33 protein-coding genes are annotated in these 25951 nt (G+C 47.7%); 24 read left to right on the top strand and 9 right to left on the bottom strand.

Going from position 1 to position 25951, the window contains the following annotated elements; translation table 11 throughout:
- Positions 1 to 310: 310 nt before the first annotated feature.
- Positions 311 to 625: a helix-turn-helix domain-containing protein gene (locus EP073_RS02265; RefSeq protein ID WP_128465548.1), complete on the top strand. Its 315-nt coding sequence runs from the start codon at positions 311 to 313 to the stop codon at positions 623 to 625.
- Positions 626 to 737: 112 nt separating this feature from the next.
- Here the strand turns inward: EP073_RS02265 and EP073_RS02260 are convergent, their stop codons facing one another.
- Entirely contained in the window at positions 738 to 1346 is a 609-nt protein-coding gene (locus EP073_RS02260) for a hypothetical protein (protein WP_128465547.1), read from the bottom strand.
- Between the two features lie 140 nt (positions 1347 to 1486).
- On the opposite strand from EP073_RS02260, the gene EP073_RS02255 reads away from it, so the two are divergent.
- The 3 genes from EP073_RS02255 (at position 1487) to EP073_RS02245 (ending at position 2560) form a co-directional block, all read left to right on the top strand.
- Entirely contained in the window at positions 1487 to 1777 is a 291-nt protein-coding gene (locus EP073_RS02255) for a type II toxin-antitoxin system RelB/DinJ family antitoxin (protein ID WP_128465546.1), read from the top strand.
- On the top strand, positions 1767 to 2039 hold the full coding sequence (locus EP073_RS02250; protein ID WP_128465545.1) for a type II toxin-antitoxin system RelE/ParE family toxin: 273 nt from the start codon (positions 1767 to 1769) through the stop codon (positions 2037 to 2039). The genes EP073_RS02255 and EP073_RS02250 overlap by 11 nt, the downstream gene beginning before the upstream one ends.
- A 149-nt stretch (positions 2040 to 2188) precedes the next feature.
- Positions 2189 to 2560, top strand: a complete 372-nt coding sequence (locus EP073_RS02245) for a PilZ domain-containing protein (RefSeq protein WP_128465544.1) — start codon at positions 2189 to 2191, stop codon at positions 2558 to 2560.
- 23 nt (positions 2561 to 2583) lie between these two features.
- Here EP073_RS02245 and EP073_RS02240 read toward each other — a convergent pair whose 3' ends face one another.
- Positions 2584 to 3405 (bottom strand): nitroreductase family protein, encoded by an 822-nt coding sequence (locus tag EP073_RS02240; protein ID WP_128465543.1) that lies wholly within the window; start codon positions 3403 to 3405, stop codon positions 2584 to 2586.
- Between the two features lie 63 nt (positions 3406 to 3468).
- Here EP073_RS02240 and EP073_RS02235 point away from each other — a divergent pair, with 63 nt between their 5' ends.
- From EP073_RS02235 to csrA, 13 genes are all read left to right on the top strand, one after another.
- Entirely contained in the window at positions 3469 to 4326 is an 858-nt protein-coding gene (locus tag EP073_RS02235) for a hypothetical protein (RefSeq protein WP_128465542.1), read from the top strand.
- A 3-nt stretch (positions 4327 to 4329) separates the two neighbouring features.
- On the top strand, positions 4330 to 5094 hold the full coding sequence (flgF, locus tag EP073_RS02230; protein ID WP_128465541.1) for a flagellar basal-body rod protein FlgF: 765 nt from the start codon (positions 4330 to 4332) through the stop codon (positions 5092 to 5094).
- A gap of 12 nt (positions 5095 to 5106) precedes the next feature.
- Positions 5107 to 5895, top strand: a complete 789-nt coding sequence (gene flgG, locus EP073_RS02225) for a flagellar basal-body rod protein FlgG (RefSeq protein WP_128465540.1) — start codon at positions 5107 to 5109, stop codon at positions 5893 to 5895.
- A gap of 15 nt (positions 5896 to 5910) precedes the next feature.
- On the top strand, positions 5911 to 6777 hold the full coding sequence (gene flgA / locus EP073_RS02220; RefSeq protein ID WP_128465539.1) for a flagellar basal body P-ring formation chaperone FlgA: 867 nt from the start codon (positions 5911 to 5913) through the stop codon (positions 6775 to 6777).
- Between the two features lie 557 nt (positions 6778 to 7334).
- Entirely contained in the window at positions 7335 to 8069 is a 735-nt protein-coding gene (locus EP073_RS02215; RefSeq protein ID WP_128465538.1) for a flagellar basal body L-ring protein FlgH, read from the top strand.
- Between the two features lie 11 nt (positions 8070 to 8080).
- Positions 8081 to 9166, top strand: a complete 1086-nt coding sequence (locus EP073_RS02210; protein WP_128465537.1) for a flagellar basal body P-ring protein FlgI — start codon at positions 8081 to 8083, stop codon at positions 9164 to 9166.
- A complete protein-coding gene (locus EP073_RS02205; RefSeq protein ID WP_128465536.1) occupies positions 9166 to 9570 on the top strand; it encodes a rod-binding protein in 405 nt (134 codons plus the stop codon). The genes EP073_RS02210 and EP073_RS02205 overlap by 1 nt, the downstream gene beginning before the upstream one ends.
- Before the next feature lie 111 nt (positions 9571 to 9681).
- Positions 9682 to 9978 carry a flagellar biosynthesis anti-sigma factor FlgM gene (gene flgM / locus EP073_RS02200; protein WP_128465535.1) on the top strand — a complete coding sequence of 99 codons (297 nt, stop codon included), beginning with the start codon at positions 9682 to 9684 and terminating at the stop codon, positions 9976 to 9978.
- A 48-nt stretch (positions 9979 to 10026) separates the two neighbouring features.
- On the top strand, positions 10027 to 10506 hold the full coding sequence (locus EP073_RS02195; protein ID WP_128465534.1) for a flagella synthesis protein FlgN: 480 nt from the start codon (positions 10027 to 10029) through the stop codon (positions 10504 to 10506).
- A gap of 9 nt (positions 10507 to 10515) precedes the next feature.
- The gene (flgK, locus tag EP073_RS02190) at positions 10516 to 12273 is read left to right on the top strand and encodes a flagellar hook-associated protein FlgK (protein ID WP_128465533.1); all 1758 of its coding nucleotides are present in this window, start codon (positions 10516 to 10518) and stop codon (positions 12271 to 12273) included.
- Between the two features lie 15 nt (positions 12274 to 12288).
- Positions 12289 to 16491 (top strand): flagellin, encoded by a 4203-nt coding sequence (locus EP073_RS02185; protein ID WP_128465532.1) that lies wholly within the window; start codon positions 12289 to 12291, stop codon positions 16489 to 16491.
- Positions 16492 to 16547: 56 nt separating this feature from the next.
- The gene (gene fliW / locus EP073_RS02180) at positions 16548 to 16991 is read left to right on the top strand and encodes a flagellar assembly protein FliW (protein ID WP_128465531.1); all 444 of its coding nucleotides are present in this window, start codon (positions 16548 to 16550) and stop codon (positions 16989 to 16991) included.
- A complete protein-coding gene (gene csrA / locus EP073_RS02175) occupies positions 16991 to 17221 on the top strand; it encodes a carbon storage regulator CsrA (RefSeq protein WP_128465530.1) in 231 nt (76 codons plus the stop codon). Before fliW ends, csrA begins: the two co-directional genes overlap by 1 nt.
- A gap of 189 nt (positions 17222 to 17410) precedes the next feature.
- On the opposite strand, the gene EP073_RS02170 is transcribed toward csrA, so the two are convergent.
- The 7 genes from EP073_RS02170 to rplU all read right to left on the bottom strand — a co-directional run bounded on the left by EP073_RS02170 (position 17411) and on the right by rplU (position 21730).
- On the bottom strand, positions 17411 to 17548 hold the full coding sequence (locus tag EP073_RS02170) for a CcmD family protein (protein ID WP_128465529.1): 138 nt from the start codon (positions 17546 to 17548) through the stop codon (positions 17411 to 17413).
- Positions 17549 to 17580: 32 nt separating this feature from the next.
- A complete protein-coding gene (gene def / locus EP073_RS02165) occupies positions 17581 to 18108 on the bottom strand; it encodes a peptide deformylase (RefSeq protein WP_128465528.1) in 528 nt (175 codons plus the stop codon).
- A 50-nt stretch (positions 18109 to 18158) separates the two neighbouring features.
- Positions 18159 to 18599 (bottom strand): DciA family protein, encoded by a 441-nt coding sequence (locus EP073_RS02160; RefSeq protein WP_128465527.1) that lies wholly within the window; start codon positions 18597 to 18599, stop codon positions 18159 to 18161.
- A complete protein-coding gene (gene obgE, locus EP073_RS02155; RefSeq protein ID WP_128465526.1) occupies positions 18568 to 19602 on the bottom strand; it encodes a GTPase ObgE in 1035 nt (344 codons plus the stop codon). The genes EP073_RS02160 and obgE overlap by 32 nt, the downstream gene beginning before the upstream one ends.
- Positions 19603 to 20994: a DUF4139 domain-containing protein gene (locus tag EP073_RS02150; protein WP_128465525.1), complete on the bottom strand. Its 1392-nt coding sequence runs from the start codon at positions 20992 to 20994 to the stop codon at positions 19603 to 19605.
- A 143-nt stretch (positions 20995 to 21137) separates the two neighbouring features.
- Positions 21138 to 21407 carry a 50S ribosomal protein L27 gene (gene rpmA, locus EP073_RS02145; RefSeq protein WP_128465524.1) on the bottom strand — a complete coding sequence of 90 codons (270 nt, stop codon included), beginning with the start codon at positions 21405 to 21407 and terminating at the stop codon, positions 21138 to 21140.
- An 11-nt stretch (positions 21408 to 21418) separates the two neighbouring features.
- Positions 21419 to 21730, bottom strand: a complete 312-nt coding sequence (gene rplU / locus EP073_RS02140) for a 50S ribosomal protein L21 (protein ID WP_128465523.1) — start codon at positions 21728 to 21730, stop codon at positions 21419 to 21421.
- Positions 21731 to 22077: 347 nt separating this feature from the next.
- Here rplU and rpmH point away from each other — a divergent pair, with 347 nt between their 5' ends.
- The 7 genes from rpmH to fsa are packed head-to-tail and all read left to right on the top strand — an operon-like array spanning position 22078 to position 25877.
- Positions 22078 to 22212, top strand: coding sequence for a 50S ribosomal protein L34 (gene rpmH, locus EP073_RS02135; RefSeq protein WP_128467756.1), 135 nt, complete (start codon positions 22078 to 22080; stop codon positions 22210 to 22212).
- Positions 22213 to 22229: 17 nt separating this feature from the next.
- Positions 22230 to 22595 (top strand): ribonuclease P protein component, encoded by a 366-nt coding sequence (gene rnpA / locus EP073_RS02130; RefSeq protein WP_128465522.1) that lies wholly within the window; start codon positions 22230 to 22232, stop codon positions 22593 to 22595.
- Positions 22534 to 22776 (top strand): membrane protein insertion efficiency factor YidD, encoded by a 243-nt coding sequence (gene yidD / locus EP073_RS14055; protein WP_128465521.1) that lies wholly within the window; start codon positions 22534 to 22536, stop codon positions 22774 to 22776. Before rnpA ends, yidD begins: the two co-directional genes overlap by 62 nt.
- A 25-nt stretch (positions 22777 to 22801) precedes the next feature.
- Positions 22802 to 24325: a membrane protein insertase YidC gene (gene yidC / locus EP073_RS02120; protein ID WP_128465520.1), complete on the top strand. Its 1524-nt coding sequence runs from the start codon at positions 22802 to 22804 to the stop codon at positions 24323 to 24325.
- A 7-nt stretch (positions 24326 to 24332) separates the two neighbouring features.
- On the top strand, positions 24333 to 24995 hold the full coding sequence (jag, locus tag EP073_RS02115) for an RNA-binding cell elongation regulator Jag/EloR (protein WP_128465519.1): 663 nt from the start codon (positions 24333 to 24335) through the stop codon (positions 24993 to 24995).
- Positions 24985 to 25233, top strand: a complete 249-nt coding sequence (locus EP073_RS02110) for a YHS domain-containing protein (RefSeq protein ID WP_128465518.1) — start codon at positions 24985 to 24987, stop codon at positions 25231 to 25233. The genes jag and EP073_RS02110 overlap by 11 nt, the downstream gene beginning before the upstream one ends.
- Positions 25230 to 25877 carry a fructose-6-phosphate aldolase gene (gene fsa, locus EP073_RS02105; RefSeq protein ID WP_128465517.1) on the top strand — a complete coding sequence of 216 codons (648 nt, stop codon included), beginning with the start codon at positions 25230 to 25232 and terminating at the stop codon, positions 25875 to 25877. The genes EP073_RS02110 and fsa overlap by 4 nt, the downstream gene beginning before the upstream one ends.
- Positions 25878 to 25951 lie beyond the last annotated feature (74 nt).

Genomic DNA, 25951 nt, shown 5'->3' with positions numbered 1-25951 from the left:
TAAGGACAAATTCCAGCATTTTATTTTGACAAGGGACAAAGAGAATAAGACTTTATAGTGATTATTATCCCGTCACTATATTTACAGTACCTATTCAGTCCTTCAGTCCATTGCGACATAAGAACTGCTGCAAAAGCAGACACTGAAAACATCAATAAAAGCATTACTATTAAAAGCTTTTTCATAAAGCCCTCCTGAACTATTGTTTTTTTATACAACTTTATATCTCTTTTGTGAACTAAATACAACTCTTAATTGATGTAATGCGCATCTCATTTGTGTAGTACATTACTGAAAAGAATGAGATGCTATGGACATATTGGAAAAAATCACACAGCTAAAAAATGAACGGGGATGGAGCTCATACAAACTCGCAAAAAATGCTAATATCCCTCAATCCACGCTTTCAAATCTTTACAGCCGTGAAAATTCTCCCACTATTGCCACTTTAAGTGCCCTATGCGATGCCTTCGGTATATCACTTGCTCAATTTTTCTCAGATGTCACAAGCTCAACGCTGACAGAAGAGCAGAATGAACTCCTGAAAAACTGGTCACGCCTGTCTCAGCCGCAAAAAGACAAGGTAACAGCCTATATCAAGGGTTTGCTGCAGGAACAGCTATAGCTGCTCATCTGCACAAATACCGATGAAAAAGAACATACCACCAAGAAAAGGATAAGTGGTCGCCCTGAAAGCGACAAAAGAAAGTTTTTTTGATATTTTAGAGCATGCTGTGTCAACCGCCTAAAATGGGTTGCTTATGGGAATGAAGCGCATCATTTATCTGGTAGATGTCATAATTGCCCTGTGTTATGAAGTATTCGATAATTACATCAAATAAAATACTGCGTGAAAGGGTAAAACCCGCTCGTTTCAGAAGATCCTGCGTTTCGCTGAGAGAAAGCTCTAGAGCCACCGCCAAAGCTATAGCCGTTCGTTTACTGGGTATGTATCGCTTTTCGTTGCGAATTTTTGAAAAAAGCTTACGGTCAATATTTGCTTTTTTATAAATGTCTATGTGGTTTTGATCTTTTGCTTCAATAATCTTCATAAGTGTTGCAGAGAAAGACTTTTCAAGTGTTTTGGCAAGACTGAGCTCAATGTGTCTCCGGTACTCTTCTTCACTTAAAGGATCAGAAAAGTAGATAACAGGATCGTCTATCCATGACTCGCCTGATTTTCTTGATTCCTTTTCCTCTGCCTCTGTTCTGTCTAATTGAGCCTTAATCCTTCCGAAAAAACCCTTATATTTGCTGTTGCATTTAAATTCATAATGAGAATTAATAAAAATATTTAAATTATCCATAAACATTTTAGAATCAAATACTTTCCGATTTGAAGCCATAACACCTTCCTGAAAACTCAGAAATAATATACTTCAAAAAAACTGAGACCCGCAATTGAAAAATGACTTATAACAGTATGCGATAAAAGAGCCCTTGACAGTATCTCAAACGAGATACAAGATAATATAAAGAGGTTCTTATGCCTAAAACATCCATGCTGCATGTCAGAATTGAAGAAGATTTAAAAGCCGAGGCTGCTGAAACGCTCGCCAATTTCGGGCTAACTGTTTCAGATGCCGTAAGAATCCTCTTGACACGCATTGTTAAAGAAGGAGCACTGCCGATCGGATTGACAAGTGATCCGGAAGCGTATGATCTCTGGTTTCATGCAAAAGTGAGGGAAGCTCTTGAAAGTACAAAGTCAGAAGAGCATAAAGAAGTAATGAATAAAGCCCAGATCTTAATAAACCGGAAAAAATGTGCGTATTGAGTGGAAAGACAAGGCTGTTGAGGATTTGCTGACCATACTTGCATATATTGCTGATGATAGTACAGAAGCCTCTCAGGCACTGAAAGAGTTGATAGATGAAAAAGTAAACGGATTGCTCCTTTATCCTCAAATGTATAAAGAAGGACGGGTCAAAAATACACGTGAACTAATCATTCATCCCAGCTACATATTAATTTATGCAGAAAAAGATAATATAATAGATATTCTGCGCATTCTTCATAGCAGGCAGCAATGGCCTTAAAAAATCAAACCCATAAACAGAATTGAATTAATCACACTCTCCTCATAGATGTTCATAATTAATTTCCCATCCTCTATACAATTGTTCTGGAAAGTTTATCCTTTAGATGTCATAATTATTATTACACAATTTTTATCAGGGGATTAACCATGTATAAAAAGAAACAGGAACGCCGCAGGCACAAACGGTACAGCGGTGTGCCTCTCAAGCTTTATTTGAAAAAGGACGGGGAATACACTTTTATTGAGCTATTAGACATCAGCATCGGCGGTTTTCTCTCCAACACGGGCATATCGTTTGAAATATATGACGATTACGAAGCGAAGATACAGTTCCCCAACCACGGAGTGAAGGATGTTATCCACGCCCACGCCGTGGTCTGGCGTATTGAGGCGAACAAAGATGAAATCAGCGCTAAAAAACGCTTCGTCGCCTTCCAGTTCACAAAAATTTCCGATGTCGACAAGCATCTTATAGATGAATTTCTCAAAGACTATGAGGAAAATGTTCCGTATAAATAAAGACAGAGGCAGCTATACCTGCCTCAAAACTCCGGTCTGCTTATCCTGAAATCGTCCCTCTGAACACCTCGGGGATATTTATATTTCGCCTTGCCGAAAAGGAGGGCATAAGGCGCTTCGTGGTCAGCGGGGATTCCCAGAACATCCTTTATCTCCGGCATGAACTCAAACATAAACGCCAGAAAACCCAGCCACACAGTGCCCACCTTGAGGCTGTATGCGTAAAGCTCAAAATAGCTGAGAGCGATATAACAGTCCGCTGCGGGCGTTCCCTCTCCTTTGGGGGCGGAGGCGACTATGAGGTGCGGAGCGCCCCTGAAAATAATATCCCTGCCGTTTTTGTATCTTTTGAGAAGAGTTGCGTAAAATCTGAACTCATCGGGCAGAGTGCCTTCATCCACCCTTTTCTCAAGGAGAGCGTATGCCTTCTCGACAAATTTATCCATGTCCGCGCGGTTGTCTATTATGGTAAAAGTGAGCTCCCGCCTGTTCTCCCCAGTGGGGCAGTTTGCCGTAACGCAGAGCAGTGAACGGATCGTCTCAAATTCCACGTCGTACTTTTTGAAATGCCTCACGGAGCGTCTGTTGCGGATAAGCGCCTCAACCTGCCTCGCTGTGGGCATGTCTGAGGCGGGCATGCTGTCCTCCGGTTTTTTGCCGAGTATCGACAAAGCCGCGTCAGGACAGATAGCCAGACAGTGCTGACAGCGGATGCAGACAGTCTCCTTTTCTTCAGATATGACAGGGAAGCCATCGCGATCCTTCTCTATAATCCCAACAGGGCAATCCTCCACACAGAGAGAACATCGTCTGCATTTTTTGCGGTCAATGACAAATTCTAGCATAAATCACCTCACTAACAGGATATTGGCACGCTTCTTGATTATAACCCAATGACGGAGGATCGGATGAAGAAAATATTTCCCCTGCTGCTTGCGCTTGCCTTATTTGTCGGCTGTTCCTCAAAGGTGACAAACCCCGGCAAGCTGGCTTCAAGCATTGACGATACATTGACCGAGGTTATAGAACTGACAACCCGTCTGGATTCCGGCGTTCTGTTTGTTCTCATAAGCCTTGAGGCAAATTCAAACATATCCTCCCTCATTTTTGACAAAACAAAGGAGAAGGTCACAACCTTCTATGCGCAGGCGCATGAGACGCTCCCCATCGGAAAGACATACTACATCCTCCCCGCCAGAATCACAAGGGAAGGTAAAACATACTACGACGAAGAAACCGGAAGAATGATGCGGAACTATTTTCAGCTTTCCAAACTGGGCAGAGTGACCGACAAAATTCAGCAGGCAGACTATATTATAGTTTCCCGCATGAACGAATCCGTTCAAAGAAGCTACGACAAAAACACCAGCACAGTTGTGCTCAGCATAATGACCAAGAGCGACATTCCCGTTTTTTCAAGCGTGATAACACTCGAAAGCAAGGCAGACGCAAACTTCTGGTACTACCCCACGAAACAGGCTATCCCCTCCAGCACGCTCTCCATGAAAGCGATGGGACAGATGTTCGCCGTTGCCCTCCCCAGAGCTTACGGCATTCCAGTGACCAAGATGGAGAAGTTTGAAAAACGTATGAAAGAACGGGCGGAAGCGAAGAAGGCAGGCAAAGCCGCCGAAACCGAGCAGCAGGAGATCCGTGAGCTTGAAGAAAAAGGGGAAGCAATAAGAAAAGAGGAACAGTGGCAGAAGGAATTTGATGAATATCTTAAAAGTCTTGATAACGATACAACATCCTCAGAGGAGGAATAGAATATGCTGAACGGACTTTATGTAGCCACCAGCGGGCTCATGATGCAGAGCAGGCGGGTGGAAAACATAGCAAACAACCTCGCCAACGTGAACACAGCAGGCTACAAAAAAGATGTGCCCGTGTTCACAGAGTATTTCCCCACGGAGAAGGAGTTCCCGCAGAATTTCATACGCACCACGGATTACAACAAGGCGATGAACTCCACAGTGAAAATGTCTGAAAACAAAACGGATTTTTCTATTGGCTACCTTCGGGAGACAGGCAACAAACTTGACTTCGCTCTCACCGACCCCAACACCTTTTTCACAGTGGACACTCCTTTCGGCATCCGTTACACCCGTGACGGGGCGTTCACAATAAACGAAAATAACGAGCTTGTAACTGCTGAGGGCTACCCCGTACTCTCCAATATAGATGATGACAACCCGCAGCCCATCGTTCTGCCGGATAACTATACGGTAAGCGAAACGGGCGTTATTCTGGTGGAGGGAGAAGCGCAGGATCAGCTCGGCATTGCGTATTTTGAGGATACCGACAACCTTCAGAAAGTCGGTCATAACCTCTACGCAGCAGTGGACGTAATCCCCGAACAGGCGGAAAACCCCGGTGTTACGGCAGGCTACATAGAAGGAAGCAACGTTAACTCGGTAATGGAAATGGTGCGCATGATAGACGCCATGCGCGGTTTTGAAACCTACCAGAAAGTAATACAGAGTATAGACTCAATCAACGGTACAGCAATCAACACCGTCGGCAAATCGGTGTAAGGAGCATATAACATGATGCGGACTCTCTGGACAGCCGCCACAGGCATGACGGCTCAGCAGACAAACGTGGACACAATCGCCAACAACCTCTCAAACGTAAACAACGTGGGTTTCAAAAAATCCAGAGTGCTGTTTGACGACCTGATGTATCAGGAGGTCAGACGCGCGGGTGCCATCACGGCAGCAGGGCTTGAACACCCCACCGGCATAGAAATCGGTCTCGGTACAAAAGTTACCGCAATACAGAAAATACACTCTCAGGGTTCCTTCCAGTACACCGGCAATAACATGGATGTGGCAATAGAAGGCGACGGATATTTCCAGATAGCGCTGCCTGACGGCAACATAGCCTACACCCGCGCGGGAGCATTCCAGATAGACGGAAACGGCAACCTGACCACACCGAACGGCTATCTCCTTGAGCCTGCTATAGTTGTTCCCGAGGATTCCACGGAAATCTCCTTCGCCGAAGACGGCACGGTGAGCGTTGTTCTCCCGGGGGATGAAGAACCGACTGAGATAGGCGCCATAGAGCTCGCCCGCTTCATAAACCCCTCAGGTCTGCACGCAATGGGTAAAAACCTGTACCTTGTTACAGGCTCCAGCGGCGATCCTCAGGTTGGTGTGCCCGGAGAGGACGGCTTCGGTGTTCTCGCGCAGAATATTCTGGAAATGAGCAACGTAAGCCTTGTGGAAGAGATGGTGGCGATGATTACCGGACAGAGAGCGTACGAAATCAACTCAAAAGCGGTTCAGACCGGAGATGATATGCTCCAGATAGTCAACAACCTAAAACGTTAGTAAACGGAGTATGATATGAAAGCCAAGACAATTATGACCCTTTTCCTTTTTTCCGTGCTTACGGCGGCGGCATCTTTTTCCGCACATGCGGCAAATGTCATTTCTATTGAAAATGAATGCGTAACCGTGGAGGACATTTTCCCGAACATAGGCATAAAGGATCAGGTTTTCTGCGGTCTTGATTATGGTGAAACAAGAAAGCTCAGCGTTCAGCTCGCCACGCATATCATCAATAAATACAACATCAAGGCAGCCCCGGGTGAGGCATACTTCAACCGCAAGGGCAGAAAAATAGAGCAGACAGAGATAGAGGCGAAAATATATGAAAGACTCTCGCAGATTTACCCCCATGCGGAGCTTCAGATAGACAAAATCCGCATACAGAGCGACATATACACAGCAGAAGACGGAAAATTCAGCATTGATATATCAAACCCCAGAATCGGCGGCATGTACGGCAGACTGAACAACGGGTTCAAGGATACAGGCTTCACTGTTTATGTGAAGGGCTATATGGAAGTCTTTGTTACCACAGACAGAATCAGAAAGGGCGACACTGTGGAGAACTACATAAAAACAGAAAAGGTTGAGCTTTCAAGATTACGTGGTGAGCCTATAACAAATCCTGAGGGACTGATCGCGACACGAGGCATCGGCGCGGGCGTTCCTTTGACCGGTGAGTTCGTCTCAGAGCAGCCGGATCTGCCCGAAGGCGCAGCGGTGAAACTGGTTTATAAGGGAAGCGGAATGCAGCTTGAGACAAGAGGAATACTTCAGGAAAACGCCTTCTCCGGCAATGTGGTTAAAGTCAAAAACGCCGACTCGGGTAAAATAGTCACCGCAAAGTATCAGGGCGGCAGAACGGCGCTGGTTAATTTCTGACTTAATAACATCAAACCGCACATCCTGTCTTTACATCCAAAATTTGCCATCCTTGGAAATTTTGGATACACGCTCACGGCGGGATAAACCCGCCTTCGCTCCGCACGGCGAACTCCCGTCCTTGGGAGTTCTGACTTAATAACATCAAACCGCACATCCTGTCTTTACATCCAAAATTTGCCATCCTTGGAAATTTTGGATACACGCTCACGGCGGGATAAACCCGCCTTCGCTCCGCACGGCGAACTCCCGTCCTTGGGAGTTCTGACTTAATGTACACGTTCGCGGTAAACTCCCACACGGAGGCTTTAGTTTTAACAACAGCTTCCCCCTTTATTAAAGGGGGACTGAGGGGGATTTATTGATATACCCGCATGCTCTGAAAAGCATCACAGCGAACCCTCGGGGGTGAAGCGGTCTCTCAGCGTCTCATTAAAACAGGGAAATATATTCCCCCTTCCAATCACCTTATATCTTAAACACCTGATAACCATGAATTTAACATCTTTGGCACGTTTCTTTCTATTACATCACTGAATCCTTAACAGAGGTGTCCTATGAGCACAAAGAAGAGAAAATTTTTCACGGCGGTCTTGGTTCTCACTGCCCTTTTCATATTCTCAGGCTGCGCGAAGCAATACGACTTTGAACCTGAAGCGTATGCGCCGAGCTATAAAGAAGACCTTGAACTCTACGCCAAGCAGCAGAGAGAAAAGGTTCCGACTGCCTCCCTCTGGGCGGATTCAGGCGTGCGCGGAACTCTGTTTCTGGATTACAAAGCACGTCAGGTCGGCGACCTCATCGTGGTGAACATTGTGGAATCATCCTCCGCCAGCAACTCCAACTCCACACAGACCAGCAAATCCGGCAGCAACAACTCCTCAGTAACCGCCGCTCTCGGGCTTCCTCTTAACCTCGGCATGAACAACTTCCTCGGCACGGGCAACGAATTTAACCCGACCATAGGCACAAATACATCCGAATCCTTCGCTGGCAACGGCAGCAAAAGTAAATCCGACACAGTGAGCGCTACAATAGCCGCAAGGGTGATAGAGATTCTTCCCAGCGGCAACCTCGTCATAGAGGGCAACCGCGAGATAATAGTCGATCAGGAAAAACAGATAATAAAACTCACAGGGATAATAAGGCAGAAGGATATAAGCGCGGAAAACACCGTAGCCTCCACAGCCATAGCCGATGCCCGCATATCTTACAGCGGCAAGGGCATATTATCCGATTCCAACAAAAAAGGCTGGCTGGGAACGGTTCTCGGCTGGGTATGGCCGTTCTAGGAGCTGATGGAATGAAGAAATTTACCGTAATTCTGCTTGTTTTTTTCATAAGTCTTCAGGCTTCAGCAAATGTCAAAATCCGTGACCTTGTAAACGTAAAAGGGATCAGAGACAACCAGCTCATCGGTTACGGTCTCGTTGTGGGGCTTAACGGAACAGGAGATAAAACCGGAACGGAGTTCACCATTCAGTCTCTCGTAAACATGCTTGAGAGAATGGGCATTACGGTAAACAAGGATGACGTTAAGGTGAAAAACGTCGCCGCGGTCATGGTCACCGCCAAGCTTCCCGCCTTCGCTAAAAACGGCAGCAAGACTGATGTTGTAGTCTCCTCCATCGGGGACGCGAAAAGTCTTGAGGGAGGAACACTTCTTATGACTCCACTTTCAGCGGCAAACGGGCAGACCTACGCCGTTGCGCAGGGACCCATATCCGTGGGCGGCATGAATGTTTCCTCCGGCGGAGCTGGAGCGATAAAAAACCACCCGACTGTAGGCATGATCCCCAACGGGGCGCTTGTCGAGCGTGAAATAGATTTCCAGATGAATACCAACTTCTTTGAAATAGCCTTTAACACATACAACATGACAAACGTGGTAAGAGCAAAAGACGCCATCAACGCCTATATAGGTTCAGAAGTTGCGTCAATCACCTCACCCACCAGCATCAAAGTTGATATACCGGATGTTTTCCGCACCAACTTCTATGACTTCATGGACTCGGTTCTCAGCGTGCCTGTTGAACCCGCCGGAAAAGCGAAAGTTGTTGTTGATGAGCGCACGGGAACAATCGTTATGGGCGCGGATGTGAGAATAAGCACTGTCGCCGTATCTCACGGAAACCTCACCATAACCATAAGCAGCACAGTTGACACCGAGCGCAACCTCTTCAACCCCTTTGAGGAGACAACAACGGAAACCACGAATATTCAGGTTGAGGAAGAGCCTAATAAGCTGATGGTTGTTCCCGAAGGTATAAGCATAAGCGACCTTGTGAAGGCGCTGAATTCCATAGGTGTAACCCCCAGAGACTTAATATCCGTTCTTCAGGCAATCAACTCCGCCGGCGCTCTGCACGGCGAGCTTGAGGTGATGTAATGTTCGCAGAGACAGTAAGGGAAGCCCGCAGCTTTGACGGCTACACAACCATAGATCAGGAGAAAAGACTGAAAGAGGTTTGTCAGGACTTTGAGGCTATGTTCTATGACATGATCTACAAAACCATGAGAAAAGCCACAATGGAATCAGACCTGATCAAAAAGAGCGCAGGCGAAAAATACTTCACCGAGATGCTCGATACCGAGATGTCCAAAAAAGCCGCGGAAGAGTCCAAGGGCGGCATAGGCGACATGCTTTTTGAACAAATGAAGAAATATATTCCCGGATCGGATCAGGGAAACAATTACCACGGGGAAAAGAAAACTGATCTCAAAAGCCCCTATAACGGCGCAAACACGCTGATCAACAACAGGAAAGGCAATGGCATAAACGTTGCTATTTAATAAATACGAACGAGATTGCGTGAAAGGCAAGTTTCAGTGGAAACTGAAGGCAAATACTGCTAAAGTCGGAATGTAATCTGCCGATATATAAGACATCGGAGGAGCATTATCATGAGGATCGAAGACAAAATCAGCCTCTCGCTGAAAAAGACAGAACAGTCTGAACAGACAAAAACAAAGAAGAGCGAATCTTCCTCTGTAAAAAAGTCTGCCGAAACTGACAGTGTCTCCTTATCCTCCGGCGCCAAAGAAGCAGTTGCCGTTTCCAAGAAGCTTAAGGCGGCTTCCGACATACGCATTGACCTTGTGAACGAAATCCGCGGCAAAATCGAAAACGGAACCTATGAGGTCTCCGGCAAGCAGGTCGCGGAAAAAGTCGTCAATGCTGCCATAGACGATATTTTCTAAACAAGCCCTTTCCCGCACATCTCAAACCCCCGCATATGGAGGCAAGGGATGGACAGATTCAGAAACCTTCTTGATATACTGAAGTCGCAGTGCGAGCTTTATTCTGAGCTTGCGTCCGTTATGGCTATTGAGAAAGAAACCGTAGCCAGATGGAATGTCGATGACACGCTGGAGCTCACCAAGCGTAAGGATACCCTTGTGTACAAGGAGAAACTCCTTGAAGAAGCCAGACGCACAATAATCAAAAAAATCAGCATGGATGAAGGCAGGGATGACATGTCTCTGACCGATATTATAGCCCTCATGGACGAGGACGGACTTAAGCGGGAATTCAATCAGGTGCGCACTGACCTGAAAAACGTAATGCACAGGCTTAATGACGAAAACCTCGCCCTCAAAATCCTCTACAGGACAAACATAGGTCTCGTTAACGACTTTTTCGACAGACTGGGCATCACCGCAGGCAGCACTTACGGCACGCACGGCAAGTCCAGAGGCGTTAATTCCCTGCTCGACAAAAGAGGATAGGAGGACGCCATGTCCAATATTTTCGGCATTTTCAACAGCGGTGTTTCCGGTCTCATGGCTTCTCAGGCGGGCATAGACGTGACAGGGCACAACATAGCCAATGTCAATACCGCAGGCTATTCCAGACAGACAGTGAGCCTCACCACCCAGACTCCCAATATATCCGGCTCACAGGTATACGGAAGAGGCGTTCAGATAACGTCAATCACAAGGGTATATGACGAGATTCTGGCGGAAAGCATCCGTAACGAAGAATCTCAGCTCAGCTTCTACTCCTCAGTCCAGACGACGCTTTCAAAAGTTACGATTTATTTTAATGAACTTGAGGAAGGCTCCGGGCTTGGCGAATCACTGAGAGATTATTTTAATGCGTGGAGCGACTTTTCAAACAACCCCACAGACCAGTCCGAAGAGGCTATGGCAAAAAGGGTTACCCTTGTTGAGACAACCAACACTCTCACACAGAAAATTCAGAGCAGCTACAATCAGCTTGAAAGCTTCAGAGATGAATCGGACTACAACATATCTGCGTACGTCAGCGAGATAAATCAGCTTTCCGAAGCCCTCGCGAAAATCAACGGCGAAATAGCCAAGATTGAGTCTGTCGGCAGCACCGCAAATGATTACAGAGACCAGAGAGACCAGATACTCGCCAGACTTTCCGAAATAGCCAATGTAACCGTTAATGAGAAAGACAACGGTCAGGTCACTGTATACCTAGGCGGCAGCGCCCTCGTTGACGACAAGGTGAGCTACAAGCTCTTCGCCGAAAGCGACAACGAAAATGACGGTCACTATAAGATCACTTGGGGAACCTCTATAGATTCCAAAGGACAGACAGAGCTAACTCAATACATAACAGGCGGCGCAATGGGCGCAGAACTGATAACCCGGGACGAGATACTGACAGACTACATGGGTCAGCTTGATGAACTGGCGGTTACACTGATTAACGAAACCAACAGGATACACTCTCTCGGTCAGGGCGTTAACAGATTTACCCAGATAACCTCCACAAACGGTGTTGCGAATCCGTCCTTCGTATTTTCTCAGGAGGCGGGCTCATTTCCTGCCGCTGAAATTACCAAAGGCACGGTGCGGGTAACGGTTTACGACTCTGACGGGGCAGTAGCGGGCACCTACGATATAGACATAGATCCTGACAAGGATAACCTCAACAGCGTTATACAGAAAATCTCCGGCGCGGACGGTGATATGACCGGAGGCAAGCTTCAGGCTTCCATAGCTCTGGACAACTCAATTAAGATCTCCACCGAAGCGGGCTACACCTTCGCATTCACTGAGGATACATCAAACTTCCTAGTGGCTGCCGGTCTCAATTCCTATTTCTCGGGAACCGGAGCGGGTGATATTCAGCTTTCCAGCCAGATACAGGAGAACAACCTGTATATAGCAGCGGGCACAAGCGGCGCAGAGGGGGACAACACTGTCGCCAAGGCACTCGCCGATCTCAAATATGAAGATGTTTTTGAAGATAAAGGCATAACCATAGACGGCTTCTACAGCTACTTCGTGGCGACAATAGCCAGCGAAAAAAGTCAGGTGGACACATTCGTAACCACGATAACCTACTCCTTAAGCGAGCTCCAGCTTAAGATGGAGGAGATACAGGGCGTATCTATGGATGAGGAACTCACCAACCTGATGAAGTTCCAGCGTTCATACGAGGCAAGCGCAAGATTCATCACCACCGTGGACAGCATGATCGATAAGCTGATAAACGGTACGGGGCTTGTGGGCAGATAATTAAAAGGTGCAGATATGAGAGTTACATATAACTACATGACAATGAGATACCTCACAGGTATCCAGAATAATCTCAACTCGGTTTCCAACAGTCTGGACGCAGTCACAAAAGGGCGCAACCTGCTCACTCCCGAGCAGGATCCGGTAAACTACATATCCGCCCTGACCATACAGACGATGCTCGATGAATCCGCACAGTTTAAGCGAAACGCTGAAAATGCCCTCACATGGCTTACAAACAGCGACAGTGAACTTCAGTCCGCATCCGAACTGATAAGCAAGGCTCTCAACGAATACGCCATATACGGCATGAACGACAGCCAGAGCGCGGAAAGCCGCAAGGCTCTCGCCGGTGATGTTCAGGGAGTCATTGAAAGTCTTCTCGGTGTGGGCAACGCGTACTACAACGGACGCTACCTCTTCTCAGGATACGCCACACAGACACAGCCGTTCCAGACTCAGGAAAGGCAGGTAAGTTCGGTTGTTTCCAACATAAACGGCGCCGATGCCATGGTACAGAAGCAGTACAACGACATGCCGGAACTTAAGGAAGGCTCGTACACCATGAAGGTGACAGTCACAAACGGCACAGCGACTGTTCAGCTTTTTGACAAAAACAATAATAAGGTTCTCCTTGATACAAACGGCACAGATGAAACAGCCGGAGACGGAAACAATACATCATACACACTCACTACCGCATATGCCAAAGGGATGGTCATAAATACGGGAACGGGTGCGGGCATCAAGCTTCCCGATACGGATATGGAAGGGCGCACACTTACCACAAGCTTCTACTACACTCCGGGGGACAATGTCAGCTACTACGGCGATGACGGTATAGTCACCACCAAAATCGGCTACAGTCAGGATGTGGACATAAACATGACAGGGCAGGAAATCTTCATGGAGACGTACAAGACCCTGAGAGGCACTGTAACCAATAAGACAAACGGTCTGTACGCCACATCCACAACCTATTTTTCAAACCTTGACGGAGCTAACGCATCCCTCGCGGACTCCATAAACATAAACGGAACCGACCACAACGGCTACAAGGTCGGCATAGCCAAGCTTATGGCTCCTGCTGCTGTCACCCTTGACATGTCAACGGCGACTGAAGCAGAAAGAACAGTCACCCTGAAATACGCTGACGAGGAATTTGACATAACTCTTGACCAAAAAGGTTATGACGACATTGACGAAGTAGTATTTGATCTTAACAGAAAGCTTGAGAACGAAGGGCTTGCGGATGAAATACAGGCTGTAAACGATGGCGACAGAGTAATGTTCATCACTACAAGAAGCGGCGACCATGTTCAGCTTGACCTTAAGGGAACAGTGAACAACAAGCTCGGCTTCACAGATCCCACACCCTCCTCAACCACGGATTTTACATACTCCGCCACAGGGAAGGACACCGTATTTGAAATAGGCTACAGCAGCTATGATCAGCCTGTGCTTATCGAGTATAAAAACGAAACCCTCACAGGCGGAGACGACAACAGAGCTAACTTCCCCGTGGGAACAAACGAAATATTCGTAAACGGCGTCGCCATGAGCTTCACCGTGAATACAGGCGACACCGCTGAAGACATTCAGAACAGCATAAATCAGGCTCTCAAGGATAACGGCTTCGCCTTTACCGTGACGGCTCAGGTTGAATCCACACCCACAGCGGATATGTACGACCTCACACTGAAGCTCCATAACGTCAACTACGGAGACGACACATCCCTTTCCTCAAAAGTGACTACGGCTGACGGAGTAAATGATTACAAAACCGCAACGGCGAAGAACTCCGATTACCCCATAACCACGGAAAAAAGGCTCGGGGATTTCCTTACCTTCATAGAAAATCTGTACGATAACGCGGTGGATGCCTCCCTTGTGGACGGCAAGCTCGTTGTTCAGGACATAAGAAGCGGCTCAAGCAGACTCACCTTCAGCATAAATGAGGACAATACGGGGATAGGCTACGCCATGCTTGAGCAGGACGTAAAATTAAGCGGCAAATACACAGGCACCAGAGATGACAAATGGTCATTCAATGTGGTAATGCAGGCAGCCGACCCTATGGATCCGTCAGACTATGACAAAATAGTTATAAACGTCACCGATTCCGCCGGAAACAAGGTCTCGACCCAGACTCTCAGGCAGGACACCTATTACGGTCAGGAGATTGAAATAAGCAAGGGGGTAAAAATTTCCCTCGGGCAGGTTACGGAATCCACCAGCTTCACCGTTGATCTCAGCGCCGGTTCCAATGTGAGCTTCGGTGATATAAATGTTATAGAGGAAGGCAAAAACGTGGACACCTTCCGCTCCCTCACAAACCTTTACAACGCGCTGAACCTCAACATACCCGAACAGGGTATCGGAGCGCCCGGCGCATGGAGCGACACAACACTTAACTCCACGGCGACGCCATACTTTGACGGCACGTTCAGAGGAAACTACAATGACCTCTTTAACTTCCAGATACTCACCACAAACAACCTCAGCGAGATGTACATCCAGTCTGAGCTGAAAAGCGTTACTTCCGAAGTAAACTATACAGCGAACAGCGACATAGATTTTGATCTGGTTGTAAAAGACGGAAACAATGTTTATACCAGAAACATATTCATCGACCGAGACAGCATCTTCGCCTCCGTTGAAAGTCCCTCAACGGGAACAGAAGCGGCGCGCCTAAACTTCACCGAAGCCGCAGGGCTTACATTCTATTATCAGGACGGAGGAGTATGGACAGAGGCTTCGGTTAATGTTCCCGCAGGAAGCTACGCCAGCGTGAACGATATTGTAACCGCCATAAACTCCGACCCGACACTTCCCGCAGGAATAACAGCGGGCGCAAACGCTGACGGAACAATCAGCTTCACGGCGGGCGGAACAGTAACCGACCTCTATGTTTCAGGTGACACCGACAGCGCCCTCGGATTCAGTTCTTTTGACCCGGAGAGCCTTATAATCGACACTGTCAACAGCATGATCTCAACAGACGCGGATCTGGCTGGTCTCGGAGTGCGCGCGTACAACAACGACGGCAAGCTTGAGATATACTCCGGTTCGGGAACTCATGAAATAACCATGAACGCCAATAACGAAGGCACCAGAATGACCTTCTTCCAGACATACGACCCCACAACGGGGCAGAGTGCCGCTCCGCTCGCCTTCAATGTGAACAAGGTGCTTGATCTCACGTATTACGATACAGCAACGGATACATGGACAACTGCTCAGGTCACTTTCCCGCCGGATCCTTCCGGCGAATATGCTGACGCCGCCTCGCTGGCTGCCGCGGCGACCGGGCTTCCCGCCGGGATAACACTCACAGCGGACAACAACGGCAATCTCAGCTTCACCGCAGGCGGAACACTGACTAATCTCTCTGTATCAGCCAATACCGACCTCAGCAGTGAAGCGGTGTCTGTTCTGGGCTTTTACAAAACAGCCTCAACAGACAGCGTAACAGCAGGCGGCACTCCACAGCTTTTCCTTAAGGATACAACAACCGGGCAGAGAACTATCAGCTTCACTTATAATGACGGAACAAAGAAAACCGCTTCAATAACACTTGAAGCTAAAGATTATGAATCCGTGGACGAATTATTAGCTGAAGTAAACGACAAGCTCACAAATGCCGGTCTCGGCGGTATGATAAGCGCCGAAATTGTTGACGGCGGCAATCTCTCCTTCGTTTATGACGATGCGGTGATAAACAGCTTCCACGTTTCGGGCGACTACGAAAGCACTCTGGGCTTCGCCAAGGCAGGAACGGAGGCTCAGATAAAGGTGACAGGCAGCGACGGTGAGCTTATCTCCATGTACACCATAGATACCGCAAACGAGACATATCACGTTGCGGACGGAGTATACAGCGGCTTTGATGTCGGCTACCTTTACGCGACTGACTCGTTTACCACAGCAGTGGGTTCCGGCATCGAATATGAGCTGCCCATACTGGATCAGGCTGAAACACAGATAACAAACTCTCTCACCTCCGTGGGCACAAGACAGAACAGGGTTGACACATCAATCAACTACTACACTGTAATGAGCACAAAAAACGAAGAGATAAAGGCAGAGTATCTGGGTGCCACAGCGACAGACCAGAGCGCCGCCATCACTTCGTATCAGCTTGCTTTGCAGGCGTATCAGGCTGCGCTTCAGACAACCGCGAAAATAATGAATATTTCGCTGCTTGACTTTCTTTAATATTTAAGGAGTAATTCAAGATGAAATCCAACCTTGCAGAAAACACAGAGGTTTCAATGGAAAAAATAAAAATGTCCTCAACCAAACTGGGTCCGGTCGAATATACGGAGAATGATATAATAACTCTCTCTTCTCCGCTGCTGGGCTTTCCCGATCTCAGTGACTTCCTGCTGATCTCCGGCGATAAGTCGTTCCCTTTTCTTTGGTTTCAGGCTGTTCAGGATCCCGATGTATGCTTCATTCTCATCGAACCGAAGATATTTCACCCGAACTACGACCCGAAAATAAACAAGCGTGAACTGAAGATACTCGGAATCGAAAAAGACGAGGAACTGAAAATCGCCGCAATAGTCGTTGTTCCGGAAGACCCGAAAAACGCCACGGTAAACCTGCGCGCGCCGATTCTGTTAAATACAGGGAAAAAGCTGGCAAAACAGGTTATACTGGAAGATGACAGGTGGATGATAAAAGCTCCGCTTTTTGCCGCCAAGGATAAGTGATGCTGGTACTGTCCCGAAAAACAAATGAAAGTATAATAATAGGCGAAAATATAGAAATCCGCATAGTGGAAGTGGCGGGAAAGAGCGTTAAGCTCGGAATCGATGCCCCCAGAGATGTCAGTGTGCACCGCAAGGAGATCTTCGAGGCGATAAAGGAAGAGAATATTCAGGCCGCCACAAAGGAAAACCTTGTCTCCCTTGTGGACTTCTTTAAAAACCAAAACACCTGACAGACAATCAAAAATTTCCCATTCCCGAGAATTTTTGATACACGCCGGCGGCAGGATAACCCTGCCTTTTCCGCGTACGGCGAAGCTTCCGACCGTATAGCCGCAGAGTTTTCCGAATCATAGCGAATCCTGAAAGGATGAAGCAATCTCTCATTATATTTCAGAGACTGCTTCGTCAGGCTTCGCTTCCTATCTTTCCTTATCAGCCTCTACGGCGTCAATGCGTTTGTTCAGCTCGGTTATTTTTGTACCGAGACCGAGCATGTAGCCGCCGAGAAGCACCCATATTATTGAATAAGCTCCGACTATATACCAGAAATCCTGCATATTGAACTCCTTAAAGTTTTTTATATTCTTAATCAGCCTCTTCCGGCGACATAATCGCCGATGCTGATGCGTTTACGTATGCGCTTCTTGACGGTTTCCCTTTTGCTCACGGAGAGCCTGTCTATGAAGAGGACGCCGTTCAGGTGGTCTATTTCATGCTGGAGAGCTCTCGCGAGAAAGCCTTCGGATTTGACGACCGTCTCCGTTCCGTCCTCTCTCATGTATCTGACCACTGCTTTTGAGGGTCTGGTCACCACTTCATATTCCCCGGGAACGCTGAGGCAGCCTTCTTCATTGACGTCCGGCTCGCCGGAAAGTTCCAGAATTTCAGGGTTAATTATCTTCATAAGCGAGTTAGAGTCTTCTCCGGCGCTTATATCCACCACAATCACACGCTTATTCACACCGACCTGCGGCGCGGCAAGCCCGACACCCTTTGCGCTGCGCATTGTATCAACCATGTCTGAGAGCAGCTTTCTGACCGAATCGTCAACAACCGCCACAGGTTCATTCTTCTTTCTCAAAACTTCATCGGGAAAGGTCTTTATATCAAGAATCACTGTTCATTCTCCTTAGGTACAGGATAAAATAATAGATTTACTCCGAATTTTCAACGCCCTATGAAATCATCATACGAATATTTTCCGAAATAGGCTCTCATAGCCTTTTCCGCGCTTTCACGAAGGGTTTTGTCCTTAATCACGGAGCACATGTGCTTTACTGTCCGTTCCTCTTTATCCGTCAGGTTCCGGGGCACAAAAACAGGCTTAGTCTTTCTCCTCGGCGCCTGTCTGAAAACAAAACGGATGTCTTTGACATTCATCCCCTTGGCGGCGAGATTTTCCATTATTTCATCCTTCATGTGGGAAAGCTCACTCAGCCACATGTTGTCGCTCACGCCTACAATGAGGCATGTTCCGTCAATCTTCAAGGGCATAGCGACAGCCGCCACCGTGTCTCCCACGGCGTGATGCCATGTTTTCGCGAGTGATGAATGCTCTCTCGCTTCGCCCGCAAGTTTATTGTCCAGCAGCTCCGAGATCTTCTTCATTCTGTTTTTCCGTCTCCGCGAGGATTTTCTCCGCCGCGTCCAGAAGCTCCTTCACGCCGTCTTTGGTCAGTGAGCATATTTTAAAAAAGGGTTTGCCCTCTTTCTTTATAAATTCCTCAAACTCTATGAGGTTTTCAGGCATTGCCGCGTCGGTCTTCGTTGCCGCCACAAGCTCCGCCTTTTCGGAAACGCCGATTCCGTATTTTTCAAGCTCGTTTCTGATCATGCTGTAGCGCTCCACCATGGTTGAGTCATAGTCGGAGGAGTCCACAAAGTGAACCAGAACCCTTGTACGCTCAATGTGGCGCAGGAATCTCATACCAAGCCCTGTTCCCTCATGGGCGCCTTCCACAAGCCCCGGCATGTCCGCCAGAACGAACGGCTCGCCCAACGCTCCTCTGACCACACCTAGGTTAGGGACAAGCGTGGTGAAAGGGTAGTCCGCCACCTTTGGCTTGGCGGCTGAAACAGTGGAGATGAATGTGGACTTCCCTGCGTTGGGCATTCCTATGATCCCCACATCCGCTATAAGCTTCAGCTCCAGACGGAGACGCTTCTTCTCGCCGGGCTCGCCGTCCGTGTGCTCTCTGGGCGCACGGTGAGTTGAGGAAACGAATGAGGCGTTGCCTCTGCCCCCTCTGCCTCCGGCGGCGACTATAACCTGCTCGCCTTTTTGAGTTATATCGGCTATCAGCTCTTCTGTTTCTGTCTCATAAATCATTGTGCCTACAGGCACCTTAAGGAGAATATCCTCTCCCCGTTTTCCCTGAAGATCGCTCCCTTTGCCGTGAACGCCTCTTTTTGCCTTGTAGATGGCGTTATATGTCAGGTCAAGGAGAGTCGTCTTGGAGTCGTCCCCTTCAAGGATAACATTGCCTCCGTTACCGCCGTTGCCTCCGTTGGGACCGCCTCGGGGCACATAAGCCTCACGGCGGAAGCTGCAACATCCGTTGCCGCCGTGTCCGCCTTCAACGTCTATAATCAGTGAATCTACAAATTTCATCTAAAATACCACTTCCATATCTTTATCCGCAACCAGTTCAAAGGTCACAGTATATACGGCGGTTCCGCCGGCTTTCAGCTCTGTTATAATCTCAAGCCTGCCGTCCTTTGCCGCATCAATTCTCTTTCCGTTCAGCATGATGTTCTCAATGCTTATTCTGTCGTCCGCCGCAACGGGCAAACGATCAGTTATATTAAGCTTTTTCGCTTCCCCCGCAAGGTTTGCCGCCTCTATTGTAAAGCCTCTTTTCATTCTTTTCTTTGTGCCGAAGAAACCGTCGGACTCCCTTGTCAGTGGAAGGCTCTTTCTTTTGACGGATATATCCTTGTCCGTTCCGGCGGCAAGGCGTATCCTGCCGTTCTCAACGGAAGCGTAAACATTTTCAAAGATTTCCCTGCCAGCGCTGACACGCCACTTGCTGCCGTACACTTCGGACTTGGGCGTAAACACTGTTTCCCTGTAAACAACGGGGCTTCTGAACGGATAAACCGCCAGCCTGCTTTCTGCTTCGACATCCGCCCTGTCCAGCACTGTTCTTGACTCCCTGCCGTCTGAAATCAGTGTGAAGTCCTTAACCCTGAACTGTGCCGGAGCCTCTCTTGAAACCTCGGGTGACGGAGCCGATGAGTAATCCGCGGCGGCTTCAAACATCAACGGAGCAGCGGATGTTCTCGCCGTCTTGGCAAGAGGTACAGGCTCAAACGGACGAACATACCAAGGATCAAACTGCGGAACAGCGATCGCCTCATTCAGGTAAGAGGGTAGCAGGTAGGCGTTCTGCGCTTTTATGTCAACACCGCTTCTGTTCACAGCCTTCAGCACAAGCTCGGTTGCGGCGCCCTTACCATCAATATAGAGAACGTTTTCGTAATCTGCCGTAATCTTATCAAGCACCAGCTTCATATCCGCGCAGGCATAGGGCGAATGCAGAGGGGTTTCGCTGTCTGCTCCCTTCGCAAAGAGCGCACGCAGTCCGGCTGCCTCTGTCTGAGCCTTTTTCATATCCGCTTCGGCTTTTGATATTTCAGCAAACCGCGCGGCGGCATATGCCTGAAGCCTGCCGTCCGACAGCTTGTCAACAGAAGAGACCTCGCCTATGGAGTTCAGCATGAACTCGGCGGTCTTCTTTCTGCTTTCCGCTTTTATATAATCGTTTTCTTTATTTTTTATTTCCTGCGCCAATGCGCCGAGCCACCCTTCCGCACCGTCCGCAGAAGGGATAAGCATCATTTCCGCCGTGCCGCAGTATGCCTTGACTGCGCTGCCGTAGCCGATTACACCGCTCTTATATTCACCTGTGCGGTACTCCGCCTTGTCCCTGTGGAGGTAAAATTCCGCAGCAAAGGCGTTAGCGCAGGTCAGAAAGGCAAGGATCGCGATTACAGGTTTCATATCAGCCGTCTCCTAAAAACGTTTTATACAATCTTAATATTGCTGACAGAGTTTCTCAAGGAAAGTGCATAACAAAAAAGCCCGCAGCGCATGATGTGCGGCGGGCTTTTGCGATTTTAAGCCTGATTTGTAAAGCGGTGGTATTAAGCGGAAGCTTCGGCAGCGGCAACAACGGACACGTGTTTGCCCATGCTGCCTCTGTCTCTGAACTCAACATATCCGTCAATAAGGGCGAAAAGAGTGTGGTCTTTTCCCATGCCGATGTTTGTGCCGGGTTTGAACTGAGTTCCTCTCTGACGGATGATGATGCTTCCTGCGGTCACGAACTGACCGGCATATCTTTTAACACCGAGACGCTTACTGTTGCTGTCTCTGCCGTTACGGGTAGAACCGCCTGCCTTCTTATGAGCCATTATGCGCCTCCTTAACCGACTTTGATGTCGTTAATTTTAAGAGTTGTGTAATGAGTACGGTGACCGATACGCTTTTTGTAGTCTTTTCTGCGTTTGCGTTTGAAAACAAGTATCTTGTCGCCTTTCTCATGCCTTACTACGGTTGCCTGAACTTTTGCGCCGTCAACAACGGGAGCGCCCACAAGGAGCTCATCACCGGAGACGACAAGAACGTCAGTAAGCTCTACTGCGCTGTCAACCTCGGCTTCGAGCCTGTCGACTTTAATAACATCACCGGGCTTAACAGTGTACTGTCTCCCGCCCTGTTTGATTACCGCGAACATATCTATACCTCACGAAATTATAATTACAAACTGATCCAAAAGGAACGAAATCATATACGCAATATAACAGGCAGTCAACAAAAAAATTGCTGAAATAAAATAACCATGCCTTTTACATGAAAATATGAGTGAAGTCCGGCGGAGGAAAAGTTCTTTTTCCTTGACTTAAGAAGGATAATAAAATACCTCTTAACCTGCAAGATGAACTTTTGATCATCAGCGCCGTTCATATAAACGGTGCATACGGTGAAAATGCGCCCGCAGAATAGTGGTTGACAAAGCAACTGCCCCCCACTATAATTTCGGGCTCTACCGATATAAACACTGGAGGAACAAGCATGGCACAGATGCTGACAATGAAAAAGCCCAGCAATCTGAAAAGAAAGCGCAAGCACGGCTTCAGGGCTCGCATGAAGACAAAAAACGGTCGTCTCGTTATTAACAGAAGACGCGCTAAGGGACGCAAGCGTCTGACAGTTTAATCTTCGGCCCCTAGGAAATGAACCAACGGCTGAAAAGTTCCGAACGGCTCAAGAAAAAGTCTGACTACCTGAAAGTTCTTAGAGGGAAAAAATGCGCCGGAAGGCTTATTACGGTCTACTGGAACGCATGTGATTGTGAACAAAGCAGATTCGGCTTTATTACGGGGAAAAAGGTCAGCAAGAAAGCTGTTGACCGCAACAGGCTTCGGCGGTACTTCAAGGAGTTCTGCCGGAAAAACAAAAGCCTTTTTCCCGCAAAAAGAGATTTCGTTTTCAGAGCGCTTCCCGGAGCGGGCAAAGCCTCACATGATGAGATAGATAATGAAGCACTCAGGCTTGTGGAAAAAATTGCATCCGAAATACCTGCTGATAGGACCTATTAGGTTTTATCAGCTGTTTATTTCCCCTATGCTGGGACCCAGATGCAGATTTTATCCGTCCTGCTCCGAATACGCAATCGAAGCAATACAGAAGAAAGGTATTTTCAAAGGCTTTTTTCTTGCCGTCTGGAGAATTCTCAGATGCAACCCCCTATCAGCCGGAGGTTACGATCCTGTAAAATAGGACACACTCGGAGGACATTCTCACAATGGACAAGAAAACCCTGCTTGCAGTTGCGCTCAGCGCACTTGTACTCTTAGGCTTTCAGGCATTTTTCGCCCCGAAGGCTCCCGTGGCTGACAATGTCACCACAGCCGCAGAGACAGAAAACGTCGCTGCCGCGGACACCGCAGAGCAAACATCCGCAGAACCGGTAGTTCTCGGGGAGACATTACCCGTTTCACCCGATAAGCTTACAACAATTTCCACAGCGGATCTCACCCTTACTTTCAATGAAATCAGCGGCAACATCCTGAAAGCGGAAATTCAGCAGTACAACGGAAAACCGATCCATACCTTTTTCGGTGACGGCAAACAGGACTACATGATCGCCGGAACAGGAACTTCCGCGGCTTTCACGTCTCAGGAAATCAAAAAGGGTGACACGACAACCCTCGTGTTTACCTCAACACAGAATGACCTCATTGTTACCAAAAAGTACCAGATCAAAGAAGGCTCTTACCTCATTGACGCTTCGGTTGAAGTGGCAAACACCGGCAACATATCCGTGGAAATCCCCCTGTCTGTCCAGATAGGACCCGGTCTCGGCAACGGAATAGCGGACAGCAAGCTTGTTTTTCAGGGTCCGCTCATGTTTGACGGCAAAAAAATCAGAAGAGAGAAGGAAGACAAGGTCAAAGCCCCCGAGGTTTATGAAAAACCCGTATGGATTGGCTACACATCCCCATACTTCCTTTTTGCCGCTGCCGGCGGCGACTTTAACGAAGGAATCATCCAGAAATCAGGTGATTCGGCAGTTATTAAGGGAACAGACAAAGCGGTGGTAAACCCCGCGTCAAAATACACCAAGGAATTTAAGCTCTACATAGGTCCCAAGAAGTATACTCTTCTTAAGGAAACCGGATTCAGCCTGACAAAAAGCATTGACTTCGGTTATTTTTCCTTCCTTGCCATCCCCCTTCTCAACCTTATGAACTTCTTTTACAGCTATGTTCATAACTACGGTTTGGCTATCATTCTTCTTACAGTAGTGGTGAAGCTTGTTACCTTCCCTCTCACACATAAGAGCATGGTATCCATGAAGAGAATGCAGCTTCTTCAGCCCAAAATGACGGAGCTCAGGGAAAAATACGCCAAGGACAAGCAGAAACTTAATCAGGCTGTGATGGAACTGTACAAAAAAGAGGGAGTAAACCCCTTCGGCGGCTGTCTTCCCATTGTGATCCAGATTCCGGTGTTCTTCGCGCTTTACAAGTCACTGCTTGTTTCCATTGAACTTAAGGGTTCACCCTTTATACTGCACATTGCGGATCTTTCACTGAAAGACCCTTACTACATAACCCCCGTCCTCATGGGTATAACCATGTTTATCCAGCAGAGACTCAGCCCCCAGTCGGGCGACCCTATGCAGCAGAAAGTCTTCATGTTCATGCCTTTAATTTTTACATTCCTGTTCCTCAACTTTTCGTCCGGACTGGTTCTGTACTGGCTTACGAACAATATACTTTCCATAACGCAGCAGTACTTTATAAACAAAAAAACAACAGCCTGAGGTAAAAATGAGATATTTTGAAATAGAAGGAAGAACGGCGGATGAGGCTTTAAACAAGTTTCTCGCCGAAAAAAGAATCTCCAAGGATTTCGTTGAGTACGAAGTCGTAGAACAGGGTTCCAAGGGCTTCCTCGGAATAGGAAGCAAGCCTGCTCTTATTAAAGTTAAGTTCGATGACGGAGAATTTCTGAAAAGAAAATCAAAGCTCCTTCTCTCTGAGCTGCTTGAAAAAGCAGGCTTCAGCGATTTCAGCATTGAAGTCAAAGAGCAGGGAAGCGATATTATCCTCAATATCAAGTCTGAGGATTCCAGCCTTCTTATAGGCAAAACAGCACAGACGCTTGACTCTTTCCAGTATATACTGGATAAGATGATTAAAAACGATGAAAGAACCGAAACCGGCGTAGTAATCGATGTGGAAGATTACCGTTTGAGAACAGTTAAGCAGTTTAAGGAAAAAGCGGTAAGGCTCGCCAAAAATGCAGTGAAAACGGGTAAAACCGTTAAGCTTCCGCCCATGGTGACCATGATAAGAAAAGAGATTCATCTGAGTCTGAAGGAAGTTGCGGGAATTACCACCAAAAGCAAAGGCGAGGGTAACGTTAAAGAAATTCTCATAATTCCTGAGAACAGGGTACGCAGGAGACCCCCGAGACAGAATGATAATTAAATACTTAGTCTTAGGACTCATTTTATTCGTTACTTACAAGCTCTTCGCAGGGAGAGCCAAAAAAGAGGTTAAGGGCAAAACCGAGGAACAGGCAGTGGAACTTGTTCAGGACCCGGTCAGCGGGCTCTACATAGACAAGGAAACTCAGTTCAGGGTGAAATACTACGATAAGATGTACTACTTCGCCACGAAAGCGAACATGGACAAATTTATCGCTGACAAAAAGGGTGAAGAATGAAAATTTTCCTTGATACGGCAAATATAAAAGAAATTAAAGACGCAGTGGACATCGGCATAATAGACGGTGTTACCACAAACCCCTCTCTCATCGCCAAAGAGCAGGGATGCGATTTCAGAGAAGTTATAAAAGAGATCTGCGGGATAGTGAACGGTCCCGTGAGCGCGGAAGTCATTGCCCTTGACTGTGAAAACATGGTCAAGGAAGGCAGAGAGCTCGCAAAGCTCAGTGACCATGTTGTGGTTAAAATTCCCTTCACAAGGGACGGTGTCAAGGCTACAAGCATCCTCGCCGCTGATGAAATAAACGTGAACGTTACACTTGTTTTCTCCCCCAATCAGGCGCTCCTCGCCGCTAAAGCAGGCGCTGCGTACATAAGCCCCTTCGCCGGAAGGCTTGACGACATAGGTCATGACGGTCTTGAGGTTGTCCAGCAGTGTCAGGACATAGTCTCCGCTTATGACTACGAAGCGGAAATAATCGCCGCAAGCATAAGAAGCACTACCCACGTGCTTGACTGCGCCCTCATGGGAATAGACATAGCTACCGTCCCCTACGGTGTGCTTATGCAGATGTTTAAGCACCCGCTGACGGACATCGGGATAGAGAAATTTCTTTCCGACTGGAAAAAAACTCAGGGATAATAAATCCTTCAAAATTCAGAGCCGCCTCGCAAGGGCGGCTTTTTTCATATTTGTTTTCAATAACTCCTAAAGTT

It is taken from the genome of Geovibrio thiophilus, assembly GCF_004087915.1.
Taxonomy (GTDB): Bacteria; Chrysiogenota; Deferribacteres; order Deferribacterales; family Geovibrionaceae; genus Geovibrio; species Geovibrio thiophilus.
The sequence above is the reverse complement of the archived record's forward strand: the minus strand, read 5'-3'. Positions and strand labels throughout refer to the sequence as shown.

Coding starts and splice junctions, on each gene's coding strand:
- EP073_RS02265 (WP_128465548.1), top strand. CDS start 311: ATGGACATATTGGAAAAAATCACACAGCTAAAAAATGAACGGGGATGG.
- EP073_RS02260 (WP_128465547.1), bottom strand. CDS start 1,346: ATGGCTTCAAATCGGAAAGTATTTGATTCTAAAATGTTTATGGATAAT.
- EP073_RS02255 (WP_128465546.1), top strand. CDS start 1,487: ATGCCTAAAACATCCATGCTGCATGTCAGAATTGAAGAAGATTTAAAA.
- EP073_RS02245 (WP_128465544.1), top strand. CDS start 2,189: ATGTATAAAAAGAAACAGGAACGCCGCAGGCACAAACGGTACAGCGGT.
- EP073_RS02240 (WP_128465543.1), bottom strand. CDS start 3,405: ATGCTAGAATTTGTCATTGACCGCAAAAAATGCAGACGATGTTCTCTC.
- EP073_RS02235 (WP_128465542.1), top strand. CDS start 3,469: ATGAAGAAAATATTTCCCCTGCTGCTTGCGCTTGCCTTATTTGTCGGC.
- flgF (WP_128465541.1), top strand. CDS start 4,330: ATGCTGAACGGACTTTATGTAGCCACCAGCGGGCTCATGATGCAGAGC.
- flgG (WP_128465540.1), top strand. CDS start 5,107: ATGATGCGGACTCTCTGGACAGCCGCCACAGGCATGACGGCTCAGCAG.
- flgA (WP_128465539.1), top strand. CDS start 5,911: ATGAAAGCCAAGACAATTATGACCCTTTTCCTTTTTTCCGTGCTTACG.
- EP073_RS02215 (WP_128465538.1), top strand. CDS start 7,335: ATGAGCACAAAGAAGAGAAAATTTTTCACGGCGGTCTTGGTTCTCACT.
- EP073_RS02210 (WP_128465537.1), top strand. CDS start 8,081: ATGAAGAAATTTACCGTAATTCTGCTTGTTTTTTTCATAAGTCTTCAG.
- EP073_RS02205 (WP_128465536.1), top strand. CDS start 9,166: ATGTTCGCAGAGACAGTAAGGGAAGCCCGCAGCTTTGACGGCTACACA.
- flgM (WP_128465535.1), top strand. CDS start 9,682: ATGAGGATCGAAGACAAAATCAGCCTCTCGCTGAAAAAGACAGAACAG.
- EP073_RS02195 (WP_128465534.1), top strand. CDS start 10,027: ATGGACAGATTCAGAAACCTTCTTGATATACTGAAGTCGCAGTGCGAG.
- flgK (WP_128465533.1), top strand. CDS start 10,516: ATGTCCAATATTTTCGGCATTTTCAACAGCGGTGTTTCCGGTCTCATG.
- EP073_RS02185 (WP_128465532.1), top strand. CDS start 12,289: ATGAGAGTTACATATAACTACATGACAATGAGATACCTCACAGGTATC.
- fliW (WP_128465531.1), top strand. CDS start 16,548: ATGGAAAAAATAAAAATGTCCTCAACCAAACTGGGTCCGGTCGAATAT.
- csrA (WP_128465530.1), top strand. CDS start 16,991: ATGCTGGTACTGTCCCGAAAAACAAATGAAAGTATAATAATAGGCGAA.
- EP073_RS02170 (WP_128465529.1), bottom strand. CDS start 17,548: ATGCAGGATTTCTGGTATATAGTCGGAGCTTATTCAATAATATGGGTG.
- EP073_RS02160 (WP_128465527.1), bottom strand. CDS start 18,599: ATGAAGAAGATCTCGGAGCTGCTGGACAATAAACTTGCGGGCGAAGCG.
- obgE (WP_128465526.1), bottom strand. CDS start 19,602: ATGAAATTTGTAGATTCACTGATTATAGACGTTGAAGGCGGACACGGC.
- EP073_RS02150 (WP_128465525.1), bottom strand. CDS start 20,994: ATGAAACCTGTAATCGCGATCCTTGCCTTTCTGACCTGCGCTAACGCC.
- rpmA (WP_128465524.1), bottom strand. CDS start 21,407: ATGGCTCATAAGAAGGCAGGCGGTTCTACCCGTAACGGCAGAGACAGC.
- rplU (WP_128465523.1), bottom strand. CDS start 21,730: ATGTTCGCGGTAATCAAACAGGGCGGGAGACAGTACACTGTTAAGCCC.
- rpmH (WP_128467756.1), top strand. CDS start 22,078: ATGCTGACAATGAAAAAGCCCAGCAATCTGAAAAGAAAGCGCAAGCAC.
- rnpA (WP_128465522.1), top strand. CDS start 22,230: ATGAACCAACGGCTGAAAAGTTCCGAACGGCTCAAGAAAAAGTCTGAC.
- yidD (WP_128465521.1), top strand. CDS start 22,534: ATGAAGCACTCAGGCTTGTGGAAAAAATTGCATCCGAAATACCTGCTG.
- yidC (WP_128465520.1), top strand. CDS start 22,802: ATGGACAAGAAAACCCTGCTTGCAGTTGCGCTCAGCGCACTTGTACTC.
- jag (WP_128465519.1), top strand. CDS start 24,333: ATGAGATATTTTGAAATAGAAGGAAGAACGGCGGATGAGGCTTTAAAC.
- EP073_RS02110 (WP_128465518.1), top strand. CDS start 24,985: ATGATAATTAAATACTTAGTCTTAGGACTCATTTTATTCGTTACTTAC.
- fsa (WP_128465517.1), top strand. CDS start 25,230: ATGAAAATTTTCCTTGATACGGCAAATATAAAAGAAATTAAAGACGCA.